The sequence below is a fragment of the Acidovorax sp. KNOB132 genome, from assembly GCF_057541515.1.
The window spans coordinates 1-17,742 of record NZ_BAAJYT010000071.1; the positions used below are offsets into that span (position 1 = coordinate 1).

At 65.7% G+C, this 17,742-nt stretch carries 21 protein-coding genes and 3 pseudogenes; 3 read left to right on the forward strand and 21 right to left on the reverse strand.

Features of this window, described 5'->3' with window-relative positions; all coding sequences use genetic code 11:
* The 5 genes and pseudogenes from AC27IO_RS11800 to kdpF form a co-directional block, all read right to left on the reverse strand.
* On the reverse strand, positions 1-1,110 hold a 1,110-nt coding region (locus tag AC27IO_RS11800), incomplete at its 3' end, for a KdpD family sensor histidine kinase (protein WP_498739056.1).
* 68 nt (positions 1,111-1,178) lie between these two features.
* Positions 1,179-1,751: a potassium-transporting ATPase subunit KdpC gene (gene kdpC / locus AC27IO_RS11805; protein ID WP_498739057.1), complete on the reverse strand. Its 573-nt coding sequence runs from the start codon at positions 1,749-1,751 to the stop codon at positions 1,179-1,181.
* Between the two features lie 21 nt (positions 1,752-1,772).
* A pseudogene (gene kdpB, locus AC27IO_RS11810) lies at positions 1,773-3,868 on the reverse strand (potassium-transporting ATPase subunit KdpB).
* 1 nt (position 3,869) lies between these two features.
* Positions 3,870-5,684, reverse strand: coding sequence for a potassium-transporting ATPase subunit KdpA (gene kdpA / locus AC27IO_RS11815; RefSeq protein WP_498739058.1), 1,815 nt, complete (start codon positions 5,682-5,684; stop codon positions 3,870-3,872).
* 1 nt (position 5,685) lies between these two features.
* Positions 5,686-5,784: a K(+)-transporting ATPase subunit F gene (gene kdpF / locus AC27IO_RS11820; RefSeq protein WP_272565812.1), complete on the reverse strand. Its 99-nt coding sequence runs from the start codon at positions 5,782-5,784 to the stop codon at positions 5,686-5,688.
* 312 nt (positions 5,785-6,096) lie between these two features.
* On the opposite strand from kdpF, the gene AC27IO_RS11825 reads away from it, so the two are divergent.
* Positions 6,097-6,906 carry a TorF family putative porin gene (locus tag AC27IO_RS11825; protein ID WP_498739059.1) on the forward strand — a complete coding sequence of 270 codons (810 nt, stop codon included), beginning with the start codon at positions 6,097-6,099 and terminating at the stop codon, positions 6,904-6,906.
* Between the two features lie 98 nt (positions 6,907-7,004).
* Here AC27IO_RS11825 and ptsP read toward each other — a convergent pair whose 3' ends face one another.
* The 4 genes from ptsP to AC27IO_RS11845 form a co-directional block, all read right to left on the reverse strand.
* Positions 7,005-8,759 carry a phosphoenolpyruvate--protein phosphotransferase gene (gene ptsP / locus AC27IO_RS11830; RefSeq protein ID WP_498739060.1) on the reverse strand — a complete coding sequence of 585 codons (1,755 nt, stop codon included), beginning with the start codon at positions 8,757-8,759 and terminating at the stop codon, positions 7,005-7,007.
* A gap of 78 nt (positions 8,760-8,837) precedes the next feature.
* Complete coding sequence (locus AC27IO_RS11835; protein ID WP_272549631.1) at positions 8,838-9,107, reverse strand: HPr family phosphocarrier protein; 270 nt, start codon at positions 9,105-9,107, stop codon at positions 8,838-8,840.
* Positions 9,076-9,528 (reverse strand): PTS sugar transporter subunit IIA, encoded by a 453-nt coding sequence (locus tag AC27IO_RS11840; RefSeq protein ID WP_284430960.1) that lies wholly within the window; start codon positions 9,526-9,528, stop codon positions 9,076-9,078. The genes AC27IO_RS11835 and AC27IO_RS11840 overlap by 32 nt, the downstream gene beginning before the upstream one ends.
* Positions 9,529-9,625: 97 nt before the next feature.
* Positions 9,626-10,171, reverse strand: coding sequence for a hypothetical protein (locus AC27IO_RS11845; protein WP_498739062.1), 546 nt, complete (start codon positions 10,169-10,171; stop codon positions 9,626-9,628).
* Positions 10,172-10,353: 182 nt separating this feature from the next.
* Between AC27IO_RS11845 and AC27IO_RS11850 the strand changes: the two genes are divergently transcribed.
* Together AC27IO_RS11850 and AC27IO_RS11855 are read left to right on the forward strand one after the other, a co-directional pair.
* A complete protein-coding gene (locus AC27IO_RS11850) occupies positions 10,354-10,857 on the forward strand; it encodes a TlpA disulfide reductase family protein (RefSeq protein ID WP_498739061.1) in 504 nt (167 codons plus the stop codon).
* A gap of 93 nt (positions 10,858-10,950) precedes the next feature.
* Positions 10,951-11,442, forward strand: a complete 492-nt coding sequence (locus tag AC27IO_RS11855) for a GNAT family N-acetyltransferase (protein ID WP_284394511.1) — start codon at positions 10,951-10,953, stop codon at positions 11,440-11,442.
* A 211-nt stretch (positions 11,443-11,653) separates the two neighbouring features.
* On the opposite strand, the gene AC27IO_RS11860 is transcribed toward AC27IO_RS11855, so the two are convergent.
* The 12 genes and pseudogenes from AC27IO_RS11860 to rpsJ form a co-directional block, all read right to left on the reverse strand.
* Positions 11,654-12,160 (reverse strand): peroxiredoxin, encoded by a 507-nt coding sequence (locus AC27IO_RS11860; RefSeq protein ID WP_272565822.1) that lies wholly within the window; start codon positions 12,158-12,160, stop codon positions 11,654-11,656.
* Between the two features lie 132 nt (positions 12,161-12,292).
* Positions 12,293-12,562, reverse strand: a complete 270-nt coding sequence (gene rpsQ / locus AC27IO_RS11865) for a 30S ribosomal protein S17 (RefSeq protein WP_092745113.1) — start codon at positions 12,560-12,562, stop codon at positions 12,293-12,295.
* Positions 12,563-12,571: 9 nt separating this feature from the next.
* A complete protein-coding gene (rpmC, locus tag AC27IO_RS11870) occupies positions 12,572-12,769 on the reverse strand; it encodes a 50S ribosomal protein L29 (RefSeq protein WP_272549639.1) in 198 nt (65 codons plus the stop codon).
* A 16-nt stretch (positions 12,770-12,785) separates the two neighbouring features.
* Positions 12,786-13,202 carry a 50S ribosomal protein L16 gene (gene rplP, locus AC27IO_RS11875; protein ID WP_056662458.1) on the reverse strand — a complete coding sequence of 139 codons (417 nt, stop codon included), beginning with the start codon at positions 13,200-13,202 and terminating at the stop codon, positions 12,786-12,788.
* 2 nt (positions 13,203-13,204) lie between these two features.
* Positions 13,205-14,089, reverse strand: coding sequence for a 30S ribosomal protein S3 (rpsC, locus tag AC27IO_RS11880; protein ID WP_272565825.1), 885 nt, complete (start codon positions 14,087-14,089; stop codon positions 13,205-13,207).
* 16 nt (positions 14,090-14,105) lie between these two features.
* Positions 14,106-14,439: pseudogene (gene rplV / locus AC27IO_RS11885) on the reverse strand (50S ribosomal protein L22).
* A 9-nt stretch (positions 14,440-14,448) separates the two neighbouring features.
* Positions 14,449-14,727: a 30S ribosomal protein S19 gene (gene rpsS / locus AC27IO_RS11890; RefSeq protein WP_272565826.1), complete on the reverse strand. Its 279-nt coding sequence runs from the start codon at positions 14,725-14,727 to the stop codon at positions 14,449-14,451.
* A gap of 10 nt (positions 14,728-14,737) precedes the next feature.
* Positions 14,738-15,562: a 50S ribosomal protein L2 gene (gene rplB / locus AC27IO_RS11895; protein ID WP_092745109.1), complete on the reverse strand. Its 825-nt coding sequence runs from the start codon at positions 15,560-15,562 to the stop codon at positions 14,738-14,740.
* Between the two features lie 2 nt (positions 15,563-15,564).
* Entirely contained in the window at positions 15,565-15,879 is a 315-nt protein-coding gene (rplW, locus tag AC27IO_RS11900) for a 50S ribosomal protein L23 (RefSeq protein WP_272549645.1), read from the reverse strand.
* Positions 15,876-16,495: pseudogene (gene rplD, locus AC27IO_RS11905) on the reverse strand (50S ribosomal protein L4). Before rplD ends, rplW begins: the two are co-directional and overlap by 4 nt.
* Positions 16,495-17,166, reverse strand: a complete 672-nt coding sequence (gene rplC / locus AC27IO_RS11910; protein ID WP_272549647.1) for a 50S ribosomal protein L3 — start codon at positions 17,164-17,166, stop codon at positions 16,495-16,497. Before rplC ends, rplD begins: the two are co-directional and overlap by 1 nt.
* 219 nt (positions 17,167-17,385) lie before the next feature.
* Entirely contained in the window at positions 17,386-17,697 is a 312-nt protein-coding gene (gene rpsJ / locus AC27IO_RS11915) for a 30S ribosomal protein S10 (protein ID WP_005796953.1), read from the reverse strand.
* Positions 17,698-17,742: the final 45 nt, after the last annotated feature.

The following is a 17,742-nucleotide window of genomic DNA, read 5'->3' on the forward strand; positions in this document are numbered from 1 at the left end:
CGCCACGGGCCGTGCGGCCCACCAGCGCCGCCAGCCGGCAGCCTGTGCCGGGCGACCAACCACGAGCGTGGCGCAGTTGAGCCGGTGCGCATGCTCCGCCAGCACCGGAGCGACCTCGCCACCGGTCAACACCGCGGTTTCCGCGCCCAGGCCCTCCGCCAGCTGGAGCACGGCCAGCACGCGGTCGCGGCGCCGGGCATCGAGCCGCTGCAGACGCGGCGTTTCCACATAGGCCGCGTGCCAGCGCACATTGAGCTGGCCGGCCAGCCGCGCCGCGGTGCGCACCGTCTGGGCGGCATCCTCGCCGGGCCCCACGCAGGCCAGCAAAGCGCCGGAGGTGTTCCAGGCCGGTGGCACGCGGTCGCCGCCCGCGCCGGACTGCTCCACGCGCCAGCCGCGCACGTCGTCCTCGACATGCTCGGCCGTGCGCCGCAGCGCGATCTCGCGCAGCGCGATCAGGTTGCCCTTGCGAAAGAAGTTCTGCGCCGCCCGCTCGGCCTGCTGCGGCAGGTAGACCTTGCCGGCGGCCAGGCGCGCGGCCAGTTCGTCCGGTGTGGCATCGACCAGCACCACCTCGTCGGCCTCGTCCAGCACCGTGTCGGGCACGGTTTCGTGCACGCGCACGCCGGTGATGGCGCCCACGGTGCCGTTCAGGCTTTCCAGGTGCTGGACGTTGAGCGCGGTCCACACCTCGATTCCGGCGGCGAGCAGCTCCTGCACGTCCTGCCACCGCTTGGCATGCCGGGACCCGGGCGCATTGGAGTGCGCCAGTTCGTCCACGAGCAGCACGGCCGGCTGGCGCGCCAGCGCACCGTCGAGGTCGAACTCGGTGCGCTGGCGGCCCCGGTAGTCCAGGCTGCGCAGCGGCAGCACGGGCAGGCCCTCGACCAGCGCGGCGGTCTCGCTGCGGCCATGGGTCTCGACCACCCCGATGAGCACGTCGCGCCCCGCCTTGCGCTCGCGCTGCGCCGCGCTCAGCATCGACCAGGTCTTGCCCACGCCCGCGTTGGCACCGAAATAGATGCGCAGCTTGCCGCGCTGGGTGCGCTCTTCCTCCGCGCGCATCTGGGCGATGAGCGCATCGGGGTCCGGGCGGGCGATGTCAGGCATGGGCGAAGGAACGTGCGGACCCTATTGTGGCGGGCGTTGCGCCGGGATCGGCGCACGCGCCATGGGGCTCACCGCTCGGCATCGAGCGCGAGATTCAGGGCGAGCACGTTCACGCCCGGGTCACCGAGGAGCCCCAGGAACGGGGCATCGGTGTGCGCGTCGATCAGGGCCTGCACGCGCTCCACCGGCCAGCCCCGCGCCTTGGCCACGCGACTGGCCTGGTAGCGCGCGGCGGCGGGGCTGATGTGCGGGTCGAGCCCGCTGGCGGAGGCCGTGACCAGGTCCACGGGCACGGGCGCGGCATTGCCGGGATCGGCCTCGCGCAGCGCCTGGACGCGCGCGGTGACGGCTTCCGTGAGGGCGGGATTCAGCGGTCCCAGGTTGGAGCCGCCCGACGCGCTGGCGTTGTAGGGCATGGGCGCGGTGGCCGACGGGCGGCCCCAGAAGTGCTTCGGGTCGGTGAAGTTCTGCCCGATCAGGGACGAGCCCACGGTCTGCCCGCCGCGCAGCACCAGGCTGCCCGCGGCCTGCTGCGGAAACGCGGCCTGCGCCACGCCCGTGACGATGAGCGGATAGACAACGCCCGTGATCACGCTCAGCAGCACGAAAAGGGTCAGCGCGGGACGGAGGATTTTGGTCATGTCGATGCTTCCTTGCACAGTTCAAACGAGGCCCACGGCCACCAGCACCCAGTCGATGAGCTTGATGCCGATGAACGGAACCACCAGCCCGCCCAGGCCATAGATCGCCAGGTTGCGGCGCAGCAGCGCGGCGGCGCCGACCGGGCGATAGCGCACGCCCTTGAGCGCCAGCGGGATCAGGAACACGATCACCAGCGCGTTGAACACCACCGCCGACAAAATGGCCGAGGAGGGACTCGCCAGCCGCATCACGTTGAGCGCGGCCAGCTGCGGGTAGGTGGATACGAAGATCGCCGGAATGATGGCGAAATACTTGGCCACGTCGTTGGCGATGGAGAACGTGGTGAGCGAGCCGCGCGTCATCAGCAGGGCCTTGCCGGTCTCCACCACCTCCAGCAGCTTGGTGGGGTTGGAGTCCAGGTCCACCATGTTGCCGGCCTCCTTGGCGGCCTGCGTGCCACTGCCCATGGCCACGGCCACGTCGGCCTGGGCCAGTGCCGGTGCATCGTTGGTGCCATCGCCGGTCATGGCCACCAGGCGGCCCTCGGCCTGGTACTGGCGGATCAGCGCCAGCTTGTCCTCGGGCGTGGCCTCGGCCAGGAAGTCGTCCACCCCCGCCTCGGCGGCGATGGCGGCGGCGGTCAGCTTATTGTCGCCCGTGATCATCACCGTCTTGATGCCCATGCGCCGCAACTCGGCGAAGCGCTCCTTGATGCCGGTCTTGACGATGTCCTTGAGCTCGACGATGCCCAGCACCTGGGCGCCCTCGGCCACCGCCAGGGGCGTGCTGCCGCGCCGCGCCACGTCGTCGGCCGCGCGCACCACCTCGGCCGGCACGCTGCCGCCCAGCGCCTGGATGTGACGCACCATGCCTGAACCGCGCCCTTGCGCAACGCCACCTCGGGCGCACCGGCCGTGGCTGGCAGGTCCACGCCGCTCATGCGCGTCTGCGCCGTGAAGGGCACCAGGCGCACGCCGGACGCGGCGGTCTCGTCGGGCACGCCGCTGCGGCGCGCCAGCTCGACGATGCTGCGTCCCTCGGGCGTTTCATCGGCCAGCGACGCCAGCATGGCGGCACGGGCCAGGCGCTCCTTGGGGATGCCCGGGGCGGGCAGGAACGCGCTCGCCTGGCGGTTGCCGTGCGTGATGGTGCCGGTCTTGTCCAGCAGCAGCACATCCACGTCGCCCGCGGCCTCCACCGCGCGTCCGGAGGTGGCGATCACGTTGGCCTGCATCATGCGGCTCATGCCCGCCACGCCCACGGCCGACAGCAGGCCACCGATGGTGGTGGGAATCAGGCACACGAGCAGCGCCACCAGCGCGGTGAGCGACACGACAGTGCCCGCCCCTGACGCACCCACGCTGAAGATCGAGAACGGCAGCAGTGTCACGGTGACCACGAGGAACACGATGGTGAGCGCCACCAGCAGGATGGTGAGCGCCACCTCGTTGGGTGTCTTCTGGCGCTTTGCGGCCTCGACCATGCCGATCATGCGGTCCAGGAACGACTCGCCGGGGTTCACCGTCACGCGCACCACCAGCCAGTCCGACAGCACCCGGGTGCCGCCCGTGACGGCCGAGAAGTCCCCGCCCGACTCGCGCACCACCGGCGCGGATTCGCCGGTGATGGCGCTCTCGTCCACCGAGGCCACGCCCTCGATGACCTCGCCGTCCAGCGGAATCACGTCGCCCGCATCCACCTGCACCACGTCGCCGCGGCGCAGGTTGGTGGCCTGCTCGGGCAGGAAGGTCGCGCCATGGCGCGGCTCGGCGAGCTTCTTGGCCCAGGTGTCCTTGCGCAGGCCGCGCAGCGATGCGGCCTGGGCCTTGCTGCGCCCCTCCGCCAGCGCCTCGGCGAAATTGGCGAACAGCACGGTGAACCACAGCCAGACGGCGATCGCCAGCACGAAGGCCGGGCGCATGCCCGTGTCCTGCGGCACCGTGAGCGCATGCAGCCAGAGCAGCGTGGTGAACAGGCTGCCGATGAACACGATGAACATCACCGGATTGCGCCACTGCACGCGGGGATCGAGCTTGGCGAACGATTGCCACAGCGCGGGCTTGACCAGCGCCGCATCGAACAGCGAAAGGGAAAGGGATGTCTTGGGGGTTGTCATGTCAGGGCCTCACTGGGGTCCACAGCATCAGGTGTTCCACGACGGGGCCCAGCGCCAGGGACGGAACGTAATTGAGCAGGCCCACCAGCAGCACGGTGGCGACCAGCAGGGCCACGAACAGCGGCCCGTGCGTGGGCAGCGTGCCGGCGGTGGCGGGCAGCCGCTTCTTGGCGGCGAGCGAGCCCGCGATGGCCAGCACCGGCACGATCACGCCGAAGCGACCGAACCACATGGCCAGCCCCAGCAGCACGTTGTAGAACGGCGTGTTGGCCGACAGTCCCGCGAAGGCGCTGCCGTTGTTGTTGCCCGCCGACGTGAGGGCGTAGAGGATCTCTGAAAAGCCATGGGGGCCCGGGTTGGCGATGCCGGACTGGCCGGCCTGCGCGATCACGGCGACCGCTGCGCCCACCAGCACCAGGATCGGAGTGACCAGGATGGTCACCGAAGTGAGCTTCATCTCGCGCACTTCGATCTTCTTGCCCAGGTACTCCGGCGTGCGGCCGATCATCAGCCCCGCCATGAACACTGCGAGGATGGCGAACACCAGCATGCCGTACAGGCCCGTGCCCACGCCGCCGAAGACCACCTCGCCCAATTGCATCAGCACCATCGGCACCAGCCCGCCCAGCGGGGTGAACGAGTCGTGCATCGCGTTCACCGCGCCGCACGAGGCGGCCGTCGTCACGGCGGCGAAGAGTGCCGATGCGGTGATGCCGAAGCGCACTTCCTTGCCCTCCATGTTGCCGCCGGACTGCAGCGCCGTCATGGCCTGGTCCACCCCCAGGGCGGCGATGCGCGGGTTGCCGGCCTGCTCGGCGGGAATGACTACGGCCACCGCCACGGCGAACATCACGGTCATGGCCGCCAGGATCGCCAGCCCCTGGCGCTGGTCGCCCACCACCCGGCCGAACGTGAAGCACAGGGCGGCGGGGATCAGGAAGATCGCCAGCATCTGCACGAAGTTGGTCAGCGGCGTGGGGTTCTCGTACGGATGGGCCGAGTTGGCATTGAAGAAGCCCCCGCCATTGGTGCCCAGCATCTTGATGGCCTCCTGCGATGCCACCGGCCCCATGGCCAGCGTTTGCGTGGCGGTGCTCGCGCTCTCCGTCATCGGGTTGCCGGCCGCGTCTTTCTCGGGCTGCCCGTCGGCCGTCAGCTTCGGGTTCTGGTAGGCCGTGGCCTCCAGCGTGGCAACTTCCTTGGAGGGAGAGAAGTTCTGGATCACGCCCTGCCCCACCAGAAACACGGCGATCACGAGAGACACCGGCACCAGCACCCAGGCGTTGATGCGCACCATGTCGGCCCAGAAGTTGCCCACCAGCCCCTGGCCGTCCGTGCGGCGCGCGGCAAAGCCCCGGGCCAGCGCGAACGCGACGGCGATGCCCGTGGCCGCCGACAGGAAGTTCTGCACCGACAGTCCCAGCATCTGCGTCAGGTAGCCCATGGTGCCCTCGCCCGCATAGCCCTGCCAGTTGGTGTTGGAGACGAAGCTCACCGCCGTGTTGAAAGCCGAGTCGGGCGATACGGCAGGCATGCCCTGCGGGTTGAGCGGCAGCCAGGCCTGCAGGCGCTGCAGGCCGTACACGACCACGGCACCGATGGCATTGAACGCCAGCAAGGCCAGCGCGTAGTGCCGCCAGTGCATGCTCTCTTCGGGCCGCACGCCGGCCACGCGGTACAGCGGCGACTCGGCGCGGTGCATCCATTGCGGCAGCCGGCCATCGCAGACTGCGGCCAGCCATCGGCCCAGGGGCCAGGCCAGCCCGAGGAGCACGAGGAGAAACAGGGCCAGCAGGCCCCAGGCGGACGCGTCCATGTCAGAACTCCTCGGCGCAGATGAGCGCGAACACCAGGTACGCGAACAGGACGACGGCCACGATGGCGCCGAAGCCGTAGAGCACGTCGAGCGCGATCACCGCGATGCTCCCTTGGGGCCGTCGAACCGGCCCAGCAGCACCACGGCCTCCGCCATGGCCACCCACAGCGCCACGAGCGCTGCAATCCACACGATGTCCATCTCTGACTCCTGCATCAAAACGATGGAATCGATTCTCGGAAGGCGCCCGTAAAAAGGGTGCACAGACTGGGGCATGGGGCGTAAACGCGCCGTAAAAATGCACGGCGGCGGGGTGCCGTTACCGATTCTTGATGGGCGGCGCCATGCTTTTGACACCGTTTTTACGGGTGCCTGCCTACGCTTTGCGCTTTTCCAACGACCGCGTGAAGCCATGACCCCTTTCCCCGTTTTCAGAGCCCTTCCCCTGGCCGCTGCCCTGTGCGCGGCGCTGCCGCTGCTGGCCCACGCCCAGTTCACGGGCAACCTCGCCCTCACCTCGAACTACAAGTTCCGCGGGCAGGACCAGGACATGCTCCGTTCGAACCAGTTCGCCAAGACCGGCGCCTTCAAGCCGGCGGTGCAGGGCGGCGTCGACTACGCCTTCGGCGACAGTGGCTGGTACATCGGCAACTGGAACGCCAGCGTGAACTGGCTGCGCGGCAACCGCATGGAGAGCGACCTCTACGGCGGCTACAAATGGAAGGCCGGTGCCACCGATCTCGACGTGGGCGCCCTTGCCTACCTCTACCCCGGCAACCGCAGCGGCAACACCACCGAGCTGTATGCCAGCGCCACCCATGCCGACGAAGCCTTGGGCACGTTCACGCTCAAGTACTCGCACACGGTGTCGGACGACTATTTCGGCTATGCGGGCGCCCGGGCGGGCTCGGGCCTGTCGGGGCGCAACACGGGCTATGTGAACCTGGCGTACAGCCGCGCACTGGGCCCGCAGCTCAGCTTGAAGGCCGCCATCGGCTATACGCGAATGGCCGGAGACATCCGCCGCCTGGGATGGCCCAGCTACGTCGATTACCAGGTCGGTGCGGCCTACGACTTCGGCGGCGGGCTCTCGCTCACCGGGGCATTGCAGGGGGCCAACCGGCAGGCCGCCTATGCGGCCGCTACCGGCCCGGCAGCGGATGCCGCGCGCTACTCGCCCAACAAAGGGCGCCTCATCGTCACGCTGGCCCAGGTTTTCTGACGGAAGCGCCACCGGCAAGGCTAGCGCAGCGGCATCTGGTCAAACAGGCACGACGCCAGGAGATTCATTGCCTCTTTAGCTATTAAATTTATAGCAAATTATTCGGCCAGCAGCGCGGCCGGGTCTTCCGAGGCAAGCACGCCCTGCGCCCACGGCCCGAGCTTGCGGGTGTCGGCGCGCAGCACCTCCTGCTTGACTGCGAGGATCTGCGCCGGGTGCATGGAAAAGCTGCGCAGGCCCAGGCCCAGCAGCAGCCGCGTCATGGAGACGTCACCCGCCGTCTCGCCGCACACGCACACGCTCTTGCCCTGGCGCTCGCCCTCGGCAATCACCTGGGCCACCAGCTGCAGCACGGCGGGGTGCAGGGGATCGTAGAGGTGGGCCACGGCCTCGTCGGCGCGGTCGATGGCCAGGGTGTACTGGATCAGGTCGTTGGTGCCGATCGACAGGAAGTCGAAATACTTCAGGAAGCTGCGCACCATGAGCGCGGCGGCCGGCACCTCGATCATCGCCCCCAGTTGCACCGGCCCATGCGGCACGCCGCGCGCCTCCAGCTCGGCGCGGGCCATTTCCACCTGGGCGAGGGTCTGCTGGATCTCGCTCACGTGCGCGAGCATCGGGAACAGCAGGTTCACCGGGCCATGCACGGCCGCACGCAGCACGGCGCGCAGCTGCGTGCGGAACATGGCCGGATCGGCCAGGCTCCAGCGGATGGCACGCAGGCCGAGCGCGGGGTTCAGGTAGCTGTCCTTGTAGCCTTTGTCGAGCGGCTTGTCGGCCCCCACGTCGATGGTGCGCAGCGTGACGGGCATGCCGTCCATGCCCTGTACCGCCTCGCGGTAGGCCTGGTACTGCTCCTCCTCGCCCGGCAGGTTGCCGTTGCGTCCCATGAACATGAATTCGCTGCGGAACAGGCCCACACCCGCAGCGCCGCCGCGCAGCGCAGCGGCCGCGTCGGCAGGCTGCTCGATGTTGGCCAGCAGTTCGATCTTCTGCCCATCCAGCGTGACCGCCGGCGTATGGCGCAGGCGCGACAGGCGCTCGCGCTCCAGCGTGGTCTGGCGCTGGCGGAAACCGTATTCGGCCAGGATGATGGGCGACGGGTCCACGATCATCACGCCGGCATCGCCGTCGATGATGACCCAGTCGTCCTGCCGCACCAGCTGGCTGGCGGCACGCGCGCCCACCACCGCGGGGATGTCCATGCTGCGCGCCACGATGGCCGTGTGCGAGGTCTTGCCGCCCACGTCCGTCACGAAACCGGCGAACACGCTCTTCTTGAACTGCAGCATGTCGGCCGGCGACAGGTCGTGGGCCACCAGCACGAGAGGCACGTCCACCGTGTCGTCCAGCAGCAGGTCCTGCTGGTTGCTGCGGCGGGGGCTGCTGGGCGGCGGCGCCACCGGGCTGGCCACGCCTTTCATGTGGCGCAGGACGCGTTCCACCACCTGCTCCAGATCGGCCTTGCGCTCACGCAGGTACTCGTCCTCCATCTCGTCGAACTGCCGCGCGATGACCTCCAGCTGGGTGGTCAGCGCCCATTCGGCGTTGTAGAGGCGGTCGGTGATCCAATGCTTGACGCCGCTCACCAGCGCCTCGTCCTGCAGCAGCATCATGTGCACGTCGAGCAGCGCCGCCAACTCGGGGGGCGCATCGTGCGGCATCTCGGCCTGCAGGCGCTGCAGTTCCTCCACCACCGCGTTGCGGCCGTTGCGCACGCGCACGATCTCCGCGCCGACCTGGTCCGCCTCGATGAAATAGTGCGCCACGTCCACGCGGCTCGAGGCGACCAGCACGGCGCGCCCGATGGCAATGCCGCGGGCGACCGCCAGACCGTGGACGGCGAACGTCATGGCGCTGGCGCTCCGGACCTGTCCGCGGCATGCGCAGGCTGGCAGGCGGCGCGGCAGGCGATCAGCGCGGCCCGCACATCACTCCCCTTCGCCGAACTTGCCGTCGATCAAGGCCCGAAGCGCATCCATGGCTTCCTGCTCCTGCGCGCCGTTGGTCTCCAACTCGACCGTCGAGCCCAGCCCGGCGGCCAGCATCATGACGCCCATGATGCTCTTGGCATTGATGCGCCGCTCGCCCTTGGCCAGCCAGACATCACACGGAAAACTGCCTGCCAGCTTCGTGAGCTTGGCGGACGCCCTGGCGTGCAGGCCCAGCTTATTGCTGATGGTGATGGTCGTCTTGATCATGGTGGGAACGTCGTATCTGGTTCTGCGGGGCCGAGATCGCCACCTGCATCACGCCCTGGGTGCCGCCGACCACCGCGCGCGAAACGAGCGCCTCCAGCGGTTCGTGCCGGTAGCTCACGGTGCGCAGCAGCATGGGCAGATTCACGCCGGTGACCAGCCGTGAGTGCTCGCCATCCACCAGGCGCTGCGCGACATTGCATGGGGTGGCGCCGAACACGTCGGTCAGCACCAGCGTGGGCGAATCGCCGTCGTGCGAAGCCAGCAGGATGCGGGCGGTGGCCAGGGTCTCTTCGGGCGGCGTGTGGGGATGCACGTCGAACGCGAGTACCTCGTCGCCGCAGTCGGGGAAAACATGGAGAGCGCACTCGCGCAGCGCATGGGCCAGCGGGGAGTGGGCAATGATGAGGATGCGCGTGCTCATGGGGCGATGGAGTGAACCGCATTATGGCGCCGCGTGCAACCGTCGCTGGGCATTCGCAGCCCGCGCGCAAGGCCTGAGGAAGCAGAGGCCACCCCGATCATGGCAGCGCCAGTCCGGCAAAGAACGTGTCCGCGACCGCCATGCGCGGGGCGTCCGTATAGACCACCGCGTGGTACAGGCGCGCCTGCCGCCCTTCCATGCGGGCAAACCAGACGGCTTGCGCGATCACCGCACCGCCGTCGCTGCGCCGCCCCTGGGCTTGCAGCCGCACCGACTGCGGCAGGGCCAGGGCACCGGCCGGCACGAAGGCAACAGCACCGGCCTCGGCATCCCCTGCCGCCGGCGCCTGCATGCGTGCCAGCACCGCCGCCCGCCACTGCGCGAGGACAGCGCCCGCCTGCGAGGGGTCTTCGACCACCATGTGCGAAACGGCAAACGTCGCGCCATCGGCCTCGCAGCCCACCATGGCCAGATCCGCGGGCAGCCCACCCAGATCCACCGAACGTGTCGCATGATCCGGCTTGCAAGGCAGCAGCACCGTGAGGCCGGCGCTTTCGAGTGGCACGCTGCGCCAGTTCAGCGCGGGGCTGCAGCCGGCGAGCAGCAGGGCCAGCGCAGAGGCGATACCAATTGGGCAGTGCATCCGCGCATTATCCGGAGTGCCGCAATGGGCCTGCTGTGGCAAGCCGGTCCGGGGCTTCGGCTTCGCAGGATCAGCGAACTTTCGCGGGGCCTTGCGCTCCATCATCCCGAAGATCCGGACCGTCCGGCAAAATGTCGACAGACAGCTGCACGCACCGTGCAGACACAGGTGGAAAGAGCGCAATGGGCATCAAGCATTGGTTGGGCGCCGCGGCAGTGGCGGCATTCGCAGGCATCGGCGCCTTCGTGTTCCTGGGCGCCGGCACGTCCCAGGCACCGCAGTCGACCTTTGTGCTGCTGGACGGCTCCAAGAAGACCACCGCCGATCTGCACGGCCAGGTCACCCTGGTCAACTTCTGGGCCACCAGTTGCGTCACCTGCGTGGCCGAGATGCCCGAGGTCGTGGCAACCTACCAGAAGTACCGGGCACAGGGCTTCGACACCTTGGCCGTCGCCATGAGCTACGACCCACCGAGCTATGTGGTGAATTTCGCCGAAACCCGCCAACTGCCGTTCAAGGTTGCCATCGACAACACGGGCGCGGTGGCCCAGGCCTGGGGCGACGTCAAGCTCACCCCGTCCACCTTCATCGTCAACAAGCACGGAGAGATCGTCAAAACCTATGTCGGGGCTCCCGACTTCCCCGAGCTCCATCGGCTCATCGAGCGCCTGCTGGCAGAGACCTGACCCTCGCTCCACAGCTTGGGCGGCCAACCGCCGGTTGAATGGGCCGGGCAGAGCCCGCTACACTGGCAACTCCTTCGTTCCTAGCAACCGCCTGTGGACCAGCCCTCCGTGGCCCTGCTGACGCCGACCCTTCCTGCTGAGATGGACGCTGTGCGCGACATCTTCCGGGAATATGCCGACAGCTTGGGCATCGACCTGTATTTCCAGAACTTCGAGGCCGAACTGGCCACCCTGCCGGCGGACTATGCACCGCCGCGTGGCCAGATCCTGCTGGCGGAAGTGGACGGTGCCATCGCGGGCTGCTGTGCCCTGCGCCCCATGGACAACGCCGACTACCCCAACGCCAGCGAAATGAAGCGCCTGTATGTGCGCAAGGCATTCCGCGGTTTCGGCCTCGGCCGGCAACTGGCAGAGGCCATTCTCGATGCCGCGCGGCAAGCGGGATATGCCTGCGTGCTGCTCGATACGCTCGATGGCATGGAATCGGCCCGTGCGCTGTATGCCGACTTGGGCTTCGAAGAAATCCCGCCCTACTATCACAACCCCATCGCAGGCTCGCACTACCTCAAGGCGGATATCGATTAATGCACGGCGAGCAGGCGCCGGGACGGAGCACCCGATGCCGGGCCGCCATGACCAGCGTGTTGGCTTGGCACAAAGGGCCGTGCTCCGCCTCTGGGGACCGTGCTGCCATCACCACACAACGCCTGCTGTGAGGTCACCCAGCAAACCGCATGGCGCTGGACGCGGGATGGCAATCTCCTCTCCCATCCCCAGCCAGCGGCACCTTGTGCGTTCAGCCCTTGGCCTGTGCCAGCAGCGTTGCCGCGTCGCTCACTTCGAACTTGCCGGGCGCTTCGATGTTCAGTGATGCCACCTTGCCATCTTTCACCAGCATCGAATAGCGATTGCTGCGCAGGCCCAGGCCCTTGCCGTTCAAATCCAGCGTCAGGCCCGTGGCCTTGGCAAAAGCGGCATCGCCGTCCGCCAGCATGCGTACCTTGCCCTGCGTCTTCTGATCGCGCGCCCAGGCACCCATCACGAACGCGTCATTCACGCTCAGGCACCAGATCTCGTCCACACCCGCGGCCTTGAAAGCCTCGGCCTGCTCCACATATCCGGGAACATGCTTGGCGGAACAGGTTGGCGTGAAGGCACCTGGCACGGCAAACAGCGCGATGGTCTTGCCGGTGGTGGCCTGGTCCACCGCGACAGGGTTGGGGCCGAGGCTGCAACCGTCGCCTTCGACTTCGGAATATTCCATCAAGGTGATGGCGGGCAGGGTTTCACCGACTTTGATCATGCTGGGCTCCTAGGGGGTGGAATGAGGGACCTGCAGAACGCGGGCCCCCAAAAACAAAACGACCCAGCATTGTGGGTCGTTTTGAGCGGCTTTGCAGCCAACAAGCCCGTAGGGCTTGTAAGGATCTGCCAATCAGACCAGTGCGGCCTTCTGGACCAGCCGGGTGGCAACCCAGTTCTTGGTCTTGGAGATCGGACGGCTTTCCGTGATCTCGATGGTGTCACCCAACTTGTATTCGCCCTTTTCGTCATGGGCGTGGTACTTGCTGGATTTCGCCACGATCTTGCCGTAGAGCTCGTGCTTCACACGGCGCTCGACCAGCACGGTCACGGTTTTCGTACGCTTGTCGCTGACCACCTTGCCAATCAAGGTGCGCTTGAGGGATTTTTTAGCTTCCGTCATGTGGGCTCCTTACTTGGCGGCTTGCTTTTCAGCAAGAATGGTCTTGGCACGAGCGATATCCCGACGGGTGATACGCAGCGTATTGGTGTTTGCCAGTTGTTGCGTGGCCTTCTGCATGCGCAGACCGAAGTGGGCCTTTTGCAAGGACTTGATTTCGGTTTCGATGCCAGCGACGTCTTTTTGGCGCAGTTCAGCAGCTTTCGTCATTTCGATTCTCCTGAATTTAAGCGCCAATTTGACGGGCCACGAACGTGGTGCGCAGCGGCAGCTTGGCAGCAGCCAGGCGGAACGCTTCACGGGCCAGTTCTTCAGGCACACCGACGATCTCGAACACCACCTTGCCGGGCTGAATTTCAGCCACGTAATACTCGGGGTTGCCCTTACCGTTACCCATCCGAACTTCGGCGGGCTTGGTAGAGATCGGCTTGTCGGGGAACACGCGGATCCAGATACGGCCGCCACGCTTCACGTGACGGGAGATCGCACGGCGTGCGGCCTCGATCTGGCGGGCCGTCAGACGACCACGGTCCGTGCACTTCAGGCCGAAGTCACCGAAGGCCACCGAATTGCCACGGGTGGCAACGCCGGTGTTACGGCCCTTCTGCTCTTTGCGGTACTTGCGGCGAGCGGGTTGCAGCATCTTTATTCTCCTTTGCCGTCCGCTGCTGTAGCGGGCGCGTCAACCTTGCGAACGCGCTTAACGGCGGTGTTATCGGCGCCACCGGCACCGGCGGGCTTGTCGCTACCGTCTGCAGGCGCCGCATTGGCACCGGCTGGACGGCGTGGACCACCACGGCCTGCACCCGGACGATCGCCACCTGGGCGGCCATCGCGACGCGGGCCACGGGGACGACGCTCTTCTTCTGGACGCGGTGTTTCCACTGCAGGCAGATCGTTGCGGCCCAGCGTATCGCCCTTGTAGACCCAGACCTTGACGCCGATGACGCCGTAGGTGGTCTTGGCTTCGGACGTGCCGTAGTCGATGTCAGCGCGCAGGGTGTGAAGCGGCACGCGACCTTCGCGGTACCACTCGCAACGGGCGATTTCAATCCCGTTCAGACGGCCGGACGACATGATCTTGATGCCCTGGGCGCCCAGACGCATGGCGTTTTGCATGGCGCGCTTCATGGCGCGGCGGAACATGATCCGCTTTTCCAGCTGTTGCGTGATGCTGTCGGCGATCAGCTTGGCATCGATTTCGGGCTTGCGCACTTCTTCGATGTTCACTGCTACCGGCACGCCCAGACGCGTAGCGAGTTCCTTCTTCAGGTTCTCGATGTCTTCGCCCTTCTTGCCGATCACCACGCCCGGACGTGCCGAGTAGATGGTGATGCGGGCATTCTTGGCGGGGCGCTCGATCAGGATGCGCGAGACGGCAGCGTTCTTCAGCTTGGCCTTCAGGTATTCGCGCACCTTGATGTCTTCGGCCAGCATGCCGGCGAAGTCACGGTTGCTCGCGTACCAACGGCTGGCCCAGTTGCGGCTGACCGCCAGGCGGAAGCCGGTAGGATGGATTTTCTGTCCCATAGTCTTCCTCGGGCCTTCAGTTGCCAACCGTCACGTACACATGGCACGTGGGCTTGCTGATGCGATTGCCGCGGCCTTTGGCGCGCGCGGTGAAACGCTTGAGCGTGGTGCCTTGTTCGACGTAGATGGTCTTGACCTTCAGTTCGTCGATGTCGGCGCCGTCGTTGTGCTCAGCGTTGGCGATGGCGGACTCCAGCACCTTCTTGACGATTCCTGCAGCTTTTTTTCTGCGTGAACGTCAGGATGTTCAGAGCCTGGTCGACCTTCTTGCCGCGGATCAGATCAGCGACCAGACGGCCCTTGTCGACCGACAGACGGACGCCCCGGAGGACTGCACGTGTTTCAGACATGGTCGTTCCTTACTTCTTCTGGACTTTCTTGTCCGCGGGGTGACCCTTGAAGGTGCGCGTCAGGGCGAATTCGCCCAGCTTGTGGCCCACCATCTGGTCGGTGACATACACCGGTACGTGCTGCTTGCCGTTGTGCACGGCAATGGTCAGACCGATGAAATCGGGCAGAACCATGGAGCGACGCGACCAGGTCTTGACTGGTTTCTTGTCCTTGGTCGCAATGGCCTTTTCGACCTTTGCCATCAAGTGGTGGTCAACAAACGGACCCTTTTTGAGAGAGCGAGTCATTTGTTATCCCTTACTTCTTGCGACGCGACACAATCATCACTTGTGTGCGCTTGTTGTTGCGGGTGCGATAACCCTTGGTCAGATTGCCCCAAGGATCGACTGCATGGCGGCCTTCGCCGGTGCGGCCTTCGCCACCACCGTGAGGGTGATCCACCGGGTTCATGGCCACGCCACGAACCGTTGGGCGAATACCCATCCAGCGCTTCACACCGGCCTTGCCGAGTTGGCGCAGGCTGTGCTCTTCGTTGGCGACTTCGCCGATGGTTGCACGGCACTCGATGTGGATCTTGCGCACTTCGCCAGAGCGCATGCGCACCTGGGCGTACGTGCCTTCACGGGCCAGCAGCGTTGCGGAAGCACCTGCCGAGCGTGCGATCTGCGCACCGGCACCGGGCTTGAGCTCGATGCAGTGGATGGTCGAACCCACGGGGATGTTGCGGATCGGTAGCGTGTTGCCTGCACGGATCGGGGCTTCGGAGCCGCTCAGGAGCGTGCTGCCGACTTCCAGACCACGGGGGGCAATGATGTAACGGCGCTCGCCGTCGGCATAGCACACCAGAGCGATGTGGGCCGTACGGTTCGGATCGTATTCAATGCGCTCGACCTTTGCGGGGATGCCATCCTTGTTGCGGACGAAATCCACCACGCGGTAGTGGTGCTTGTGACCGCCGCCCTTGTGGCGGGTCGTGATGTGACCGTTGTTGTTGCGACCGGCCTTCTGGAACTGAGGCTCCAGCAGCGGCGCATACGCTTCACCCTTGTACAGGTGGTCACGGGTAACCTTCACCACAGCGCGTTGGCCGGGCGAAGTGGGTTTCATTTTGATGACGGCCATGATTACGCGGCCTCCCCGGACAGGTTCAGCTCTTGACCTGGTTGCAGCGTGACATAAGCCTTGCGCACGTTGTCGCGGCGGCCCATGGTCTTGCCAAAACGCTTGGCCTTGCCTTTGGTGTTCACCACAGAGACGCCCTTGACCTCGACCTTGAACATCAATTCCACAGCGGCCTTGATTTCTGGCTTGGTTGCGTTCTGCAGCACCTTGAACGTCACAGCATTGGACTTCTCGGCAACCATGGTGGCCTTTTCGGACACGATGGGAGCGACCAGCACTTGCATCAGACGACCTTCGTCAAACTTGGGCGTGCTCATGCGAACATCTCCTTGAGTTTGTCGATCGCGCCCTTGGTGACGAGCACTTTCTTGTAGTGCACCAGCGACACGGGGTCTGCGTAACGGGGTTCAACGATGAACACGTTCTTCAGATTGCGCGAAGCAAGGTACAGGTTTTCGTCCACTTCGTCGGCGATCACCATCACCGACTGCAGGTTCATCGCCTTGAACTTGTCGGCGAGCACCTTGGTCTTGGGGCTTTCCAGCGTCAGCGAGTCCACCACGGCCAGACGGCCTTCACGGGCCAGCTGCGAAAAGATCGCAGCCATACCGGCGCGGTACATCTTCTTGTTGATCTTCTGCGTGAAGTTTTCTTCAGGCAGATTCGGGAAGATGCGACCGCCCCCACGCCACAGAGGCGAGGAGGTCATACCAGCGCGAGCGCGGCCGGTGCCTTTTTGCTTGAAGGGCTTCTTGGTGGAGTGCTTGACCTGCTCGCGGTCTTTTTGAGCACGCGTGCCCTGGCGGGCATTGGCCTGGTAAGCCACCACATCTGGTGAACCAGATCTTCGTTGTATTCGCGACCGAACACGGTTTCGGGCGCATCGAACTTCGATGCGGCCTGGCCTTGGTCATTCAGGAGTTCGAGCTGCATTAGTTCGCTCCCTTGGAAGCTTTGGCCTTGACTGCTGGACGCACCGTCACGAACCCGCCCTTGGAGCCCGGAATGGCGCCCTTGATCAAGAGCAGTTGACGCGCTTCGTCGATGCGGATGACATCGAGGTTTTGCGTGGTCTTGGTGACATCGCCCAGGTGGCCGGTCATGCGCTTACCGGGGAACACGCGACCGGGGTCTTGTGCCATACCGATGGAGCCAGGCACATTGTGCGAACGGCTGTTACCGTGCGATGCGCGCTGCGAGGCCATGTTGTGGCGCTTGATCGTGCCAGCGTAGCCCTTACCGATCGACGTGCCTTGCACGTCCACCTTCTGGCCCACGGTGAACAGCGTCACGGGGACGGTGGAACCGACGGCGTACTGGGCGGCGACGTCAGCGGTCACGCGGAATTCGCGGATCACTTCACCGGCTTCGACGCCGGCCTTTGCCAGATGGCCCGCTGCGGGCTTGGTCACACGCGATGCCTTGCGCGAACCAAACGTGACCTGCAAGGCCACGTAGCCATCGTTCTCTTGGGTTTTAACCTGGGTCACGCGGTTGTTGGACACATCCACCACCGTGACGGGCACTGCGTCCCCGTCATCGGTGAACAGACGCATCATGCCCACCTTGCGGCCCAGCAACCCTTGGGAGTTGCTTTGACTCATTGATTTTCTCCAAAACTTTCACCGCCTCGACTTCAATTGGCCAAAGCGTTTGCACAACGTTTGCACCGCCGTGCGCGAAAGAAGGTTGATAAAACTCCGCCGCCGTCACGCAAAGCGCAAAAAAAGGCGAAGCCGCAAAGTATAACGCGGACTGCTTTTGCAAGCAAGTCCGCGTTATGTGTTGGCGCGCAGCAACCGCCGCGCGCCGGAGCCGCTAAATTACTGCAGCTTGATTTCGACGTCCACGCCAGCCGGCAGGTCGAGCTTCATCAGCGCGTCCACCGTCTTGTCCGTCGGATCGACGATGTCCATCAGGCGCTGGTGCGTGCGGATTTCGAGCTGGTCGCGGCTGGTCTTGTTGACGTGCGGCGAACGCAGGATGTCGAAACGCTTCATGCGCGTCGGCAGGGGCACGGGGCCCTTGACGATGGCGCCGGTGCGCTTGGCGGTATCAACGATCTCGGCAGCGGACTGGTCGATCAGCTTGTAATCAAACGCCTTCAGGCGGATGCGGATTTTTTGCTTGGACATGGCAAGTTCCTTTGTGCCTGAGGCTTAAGCAATGATCTTGGCCAC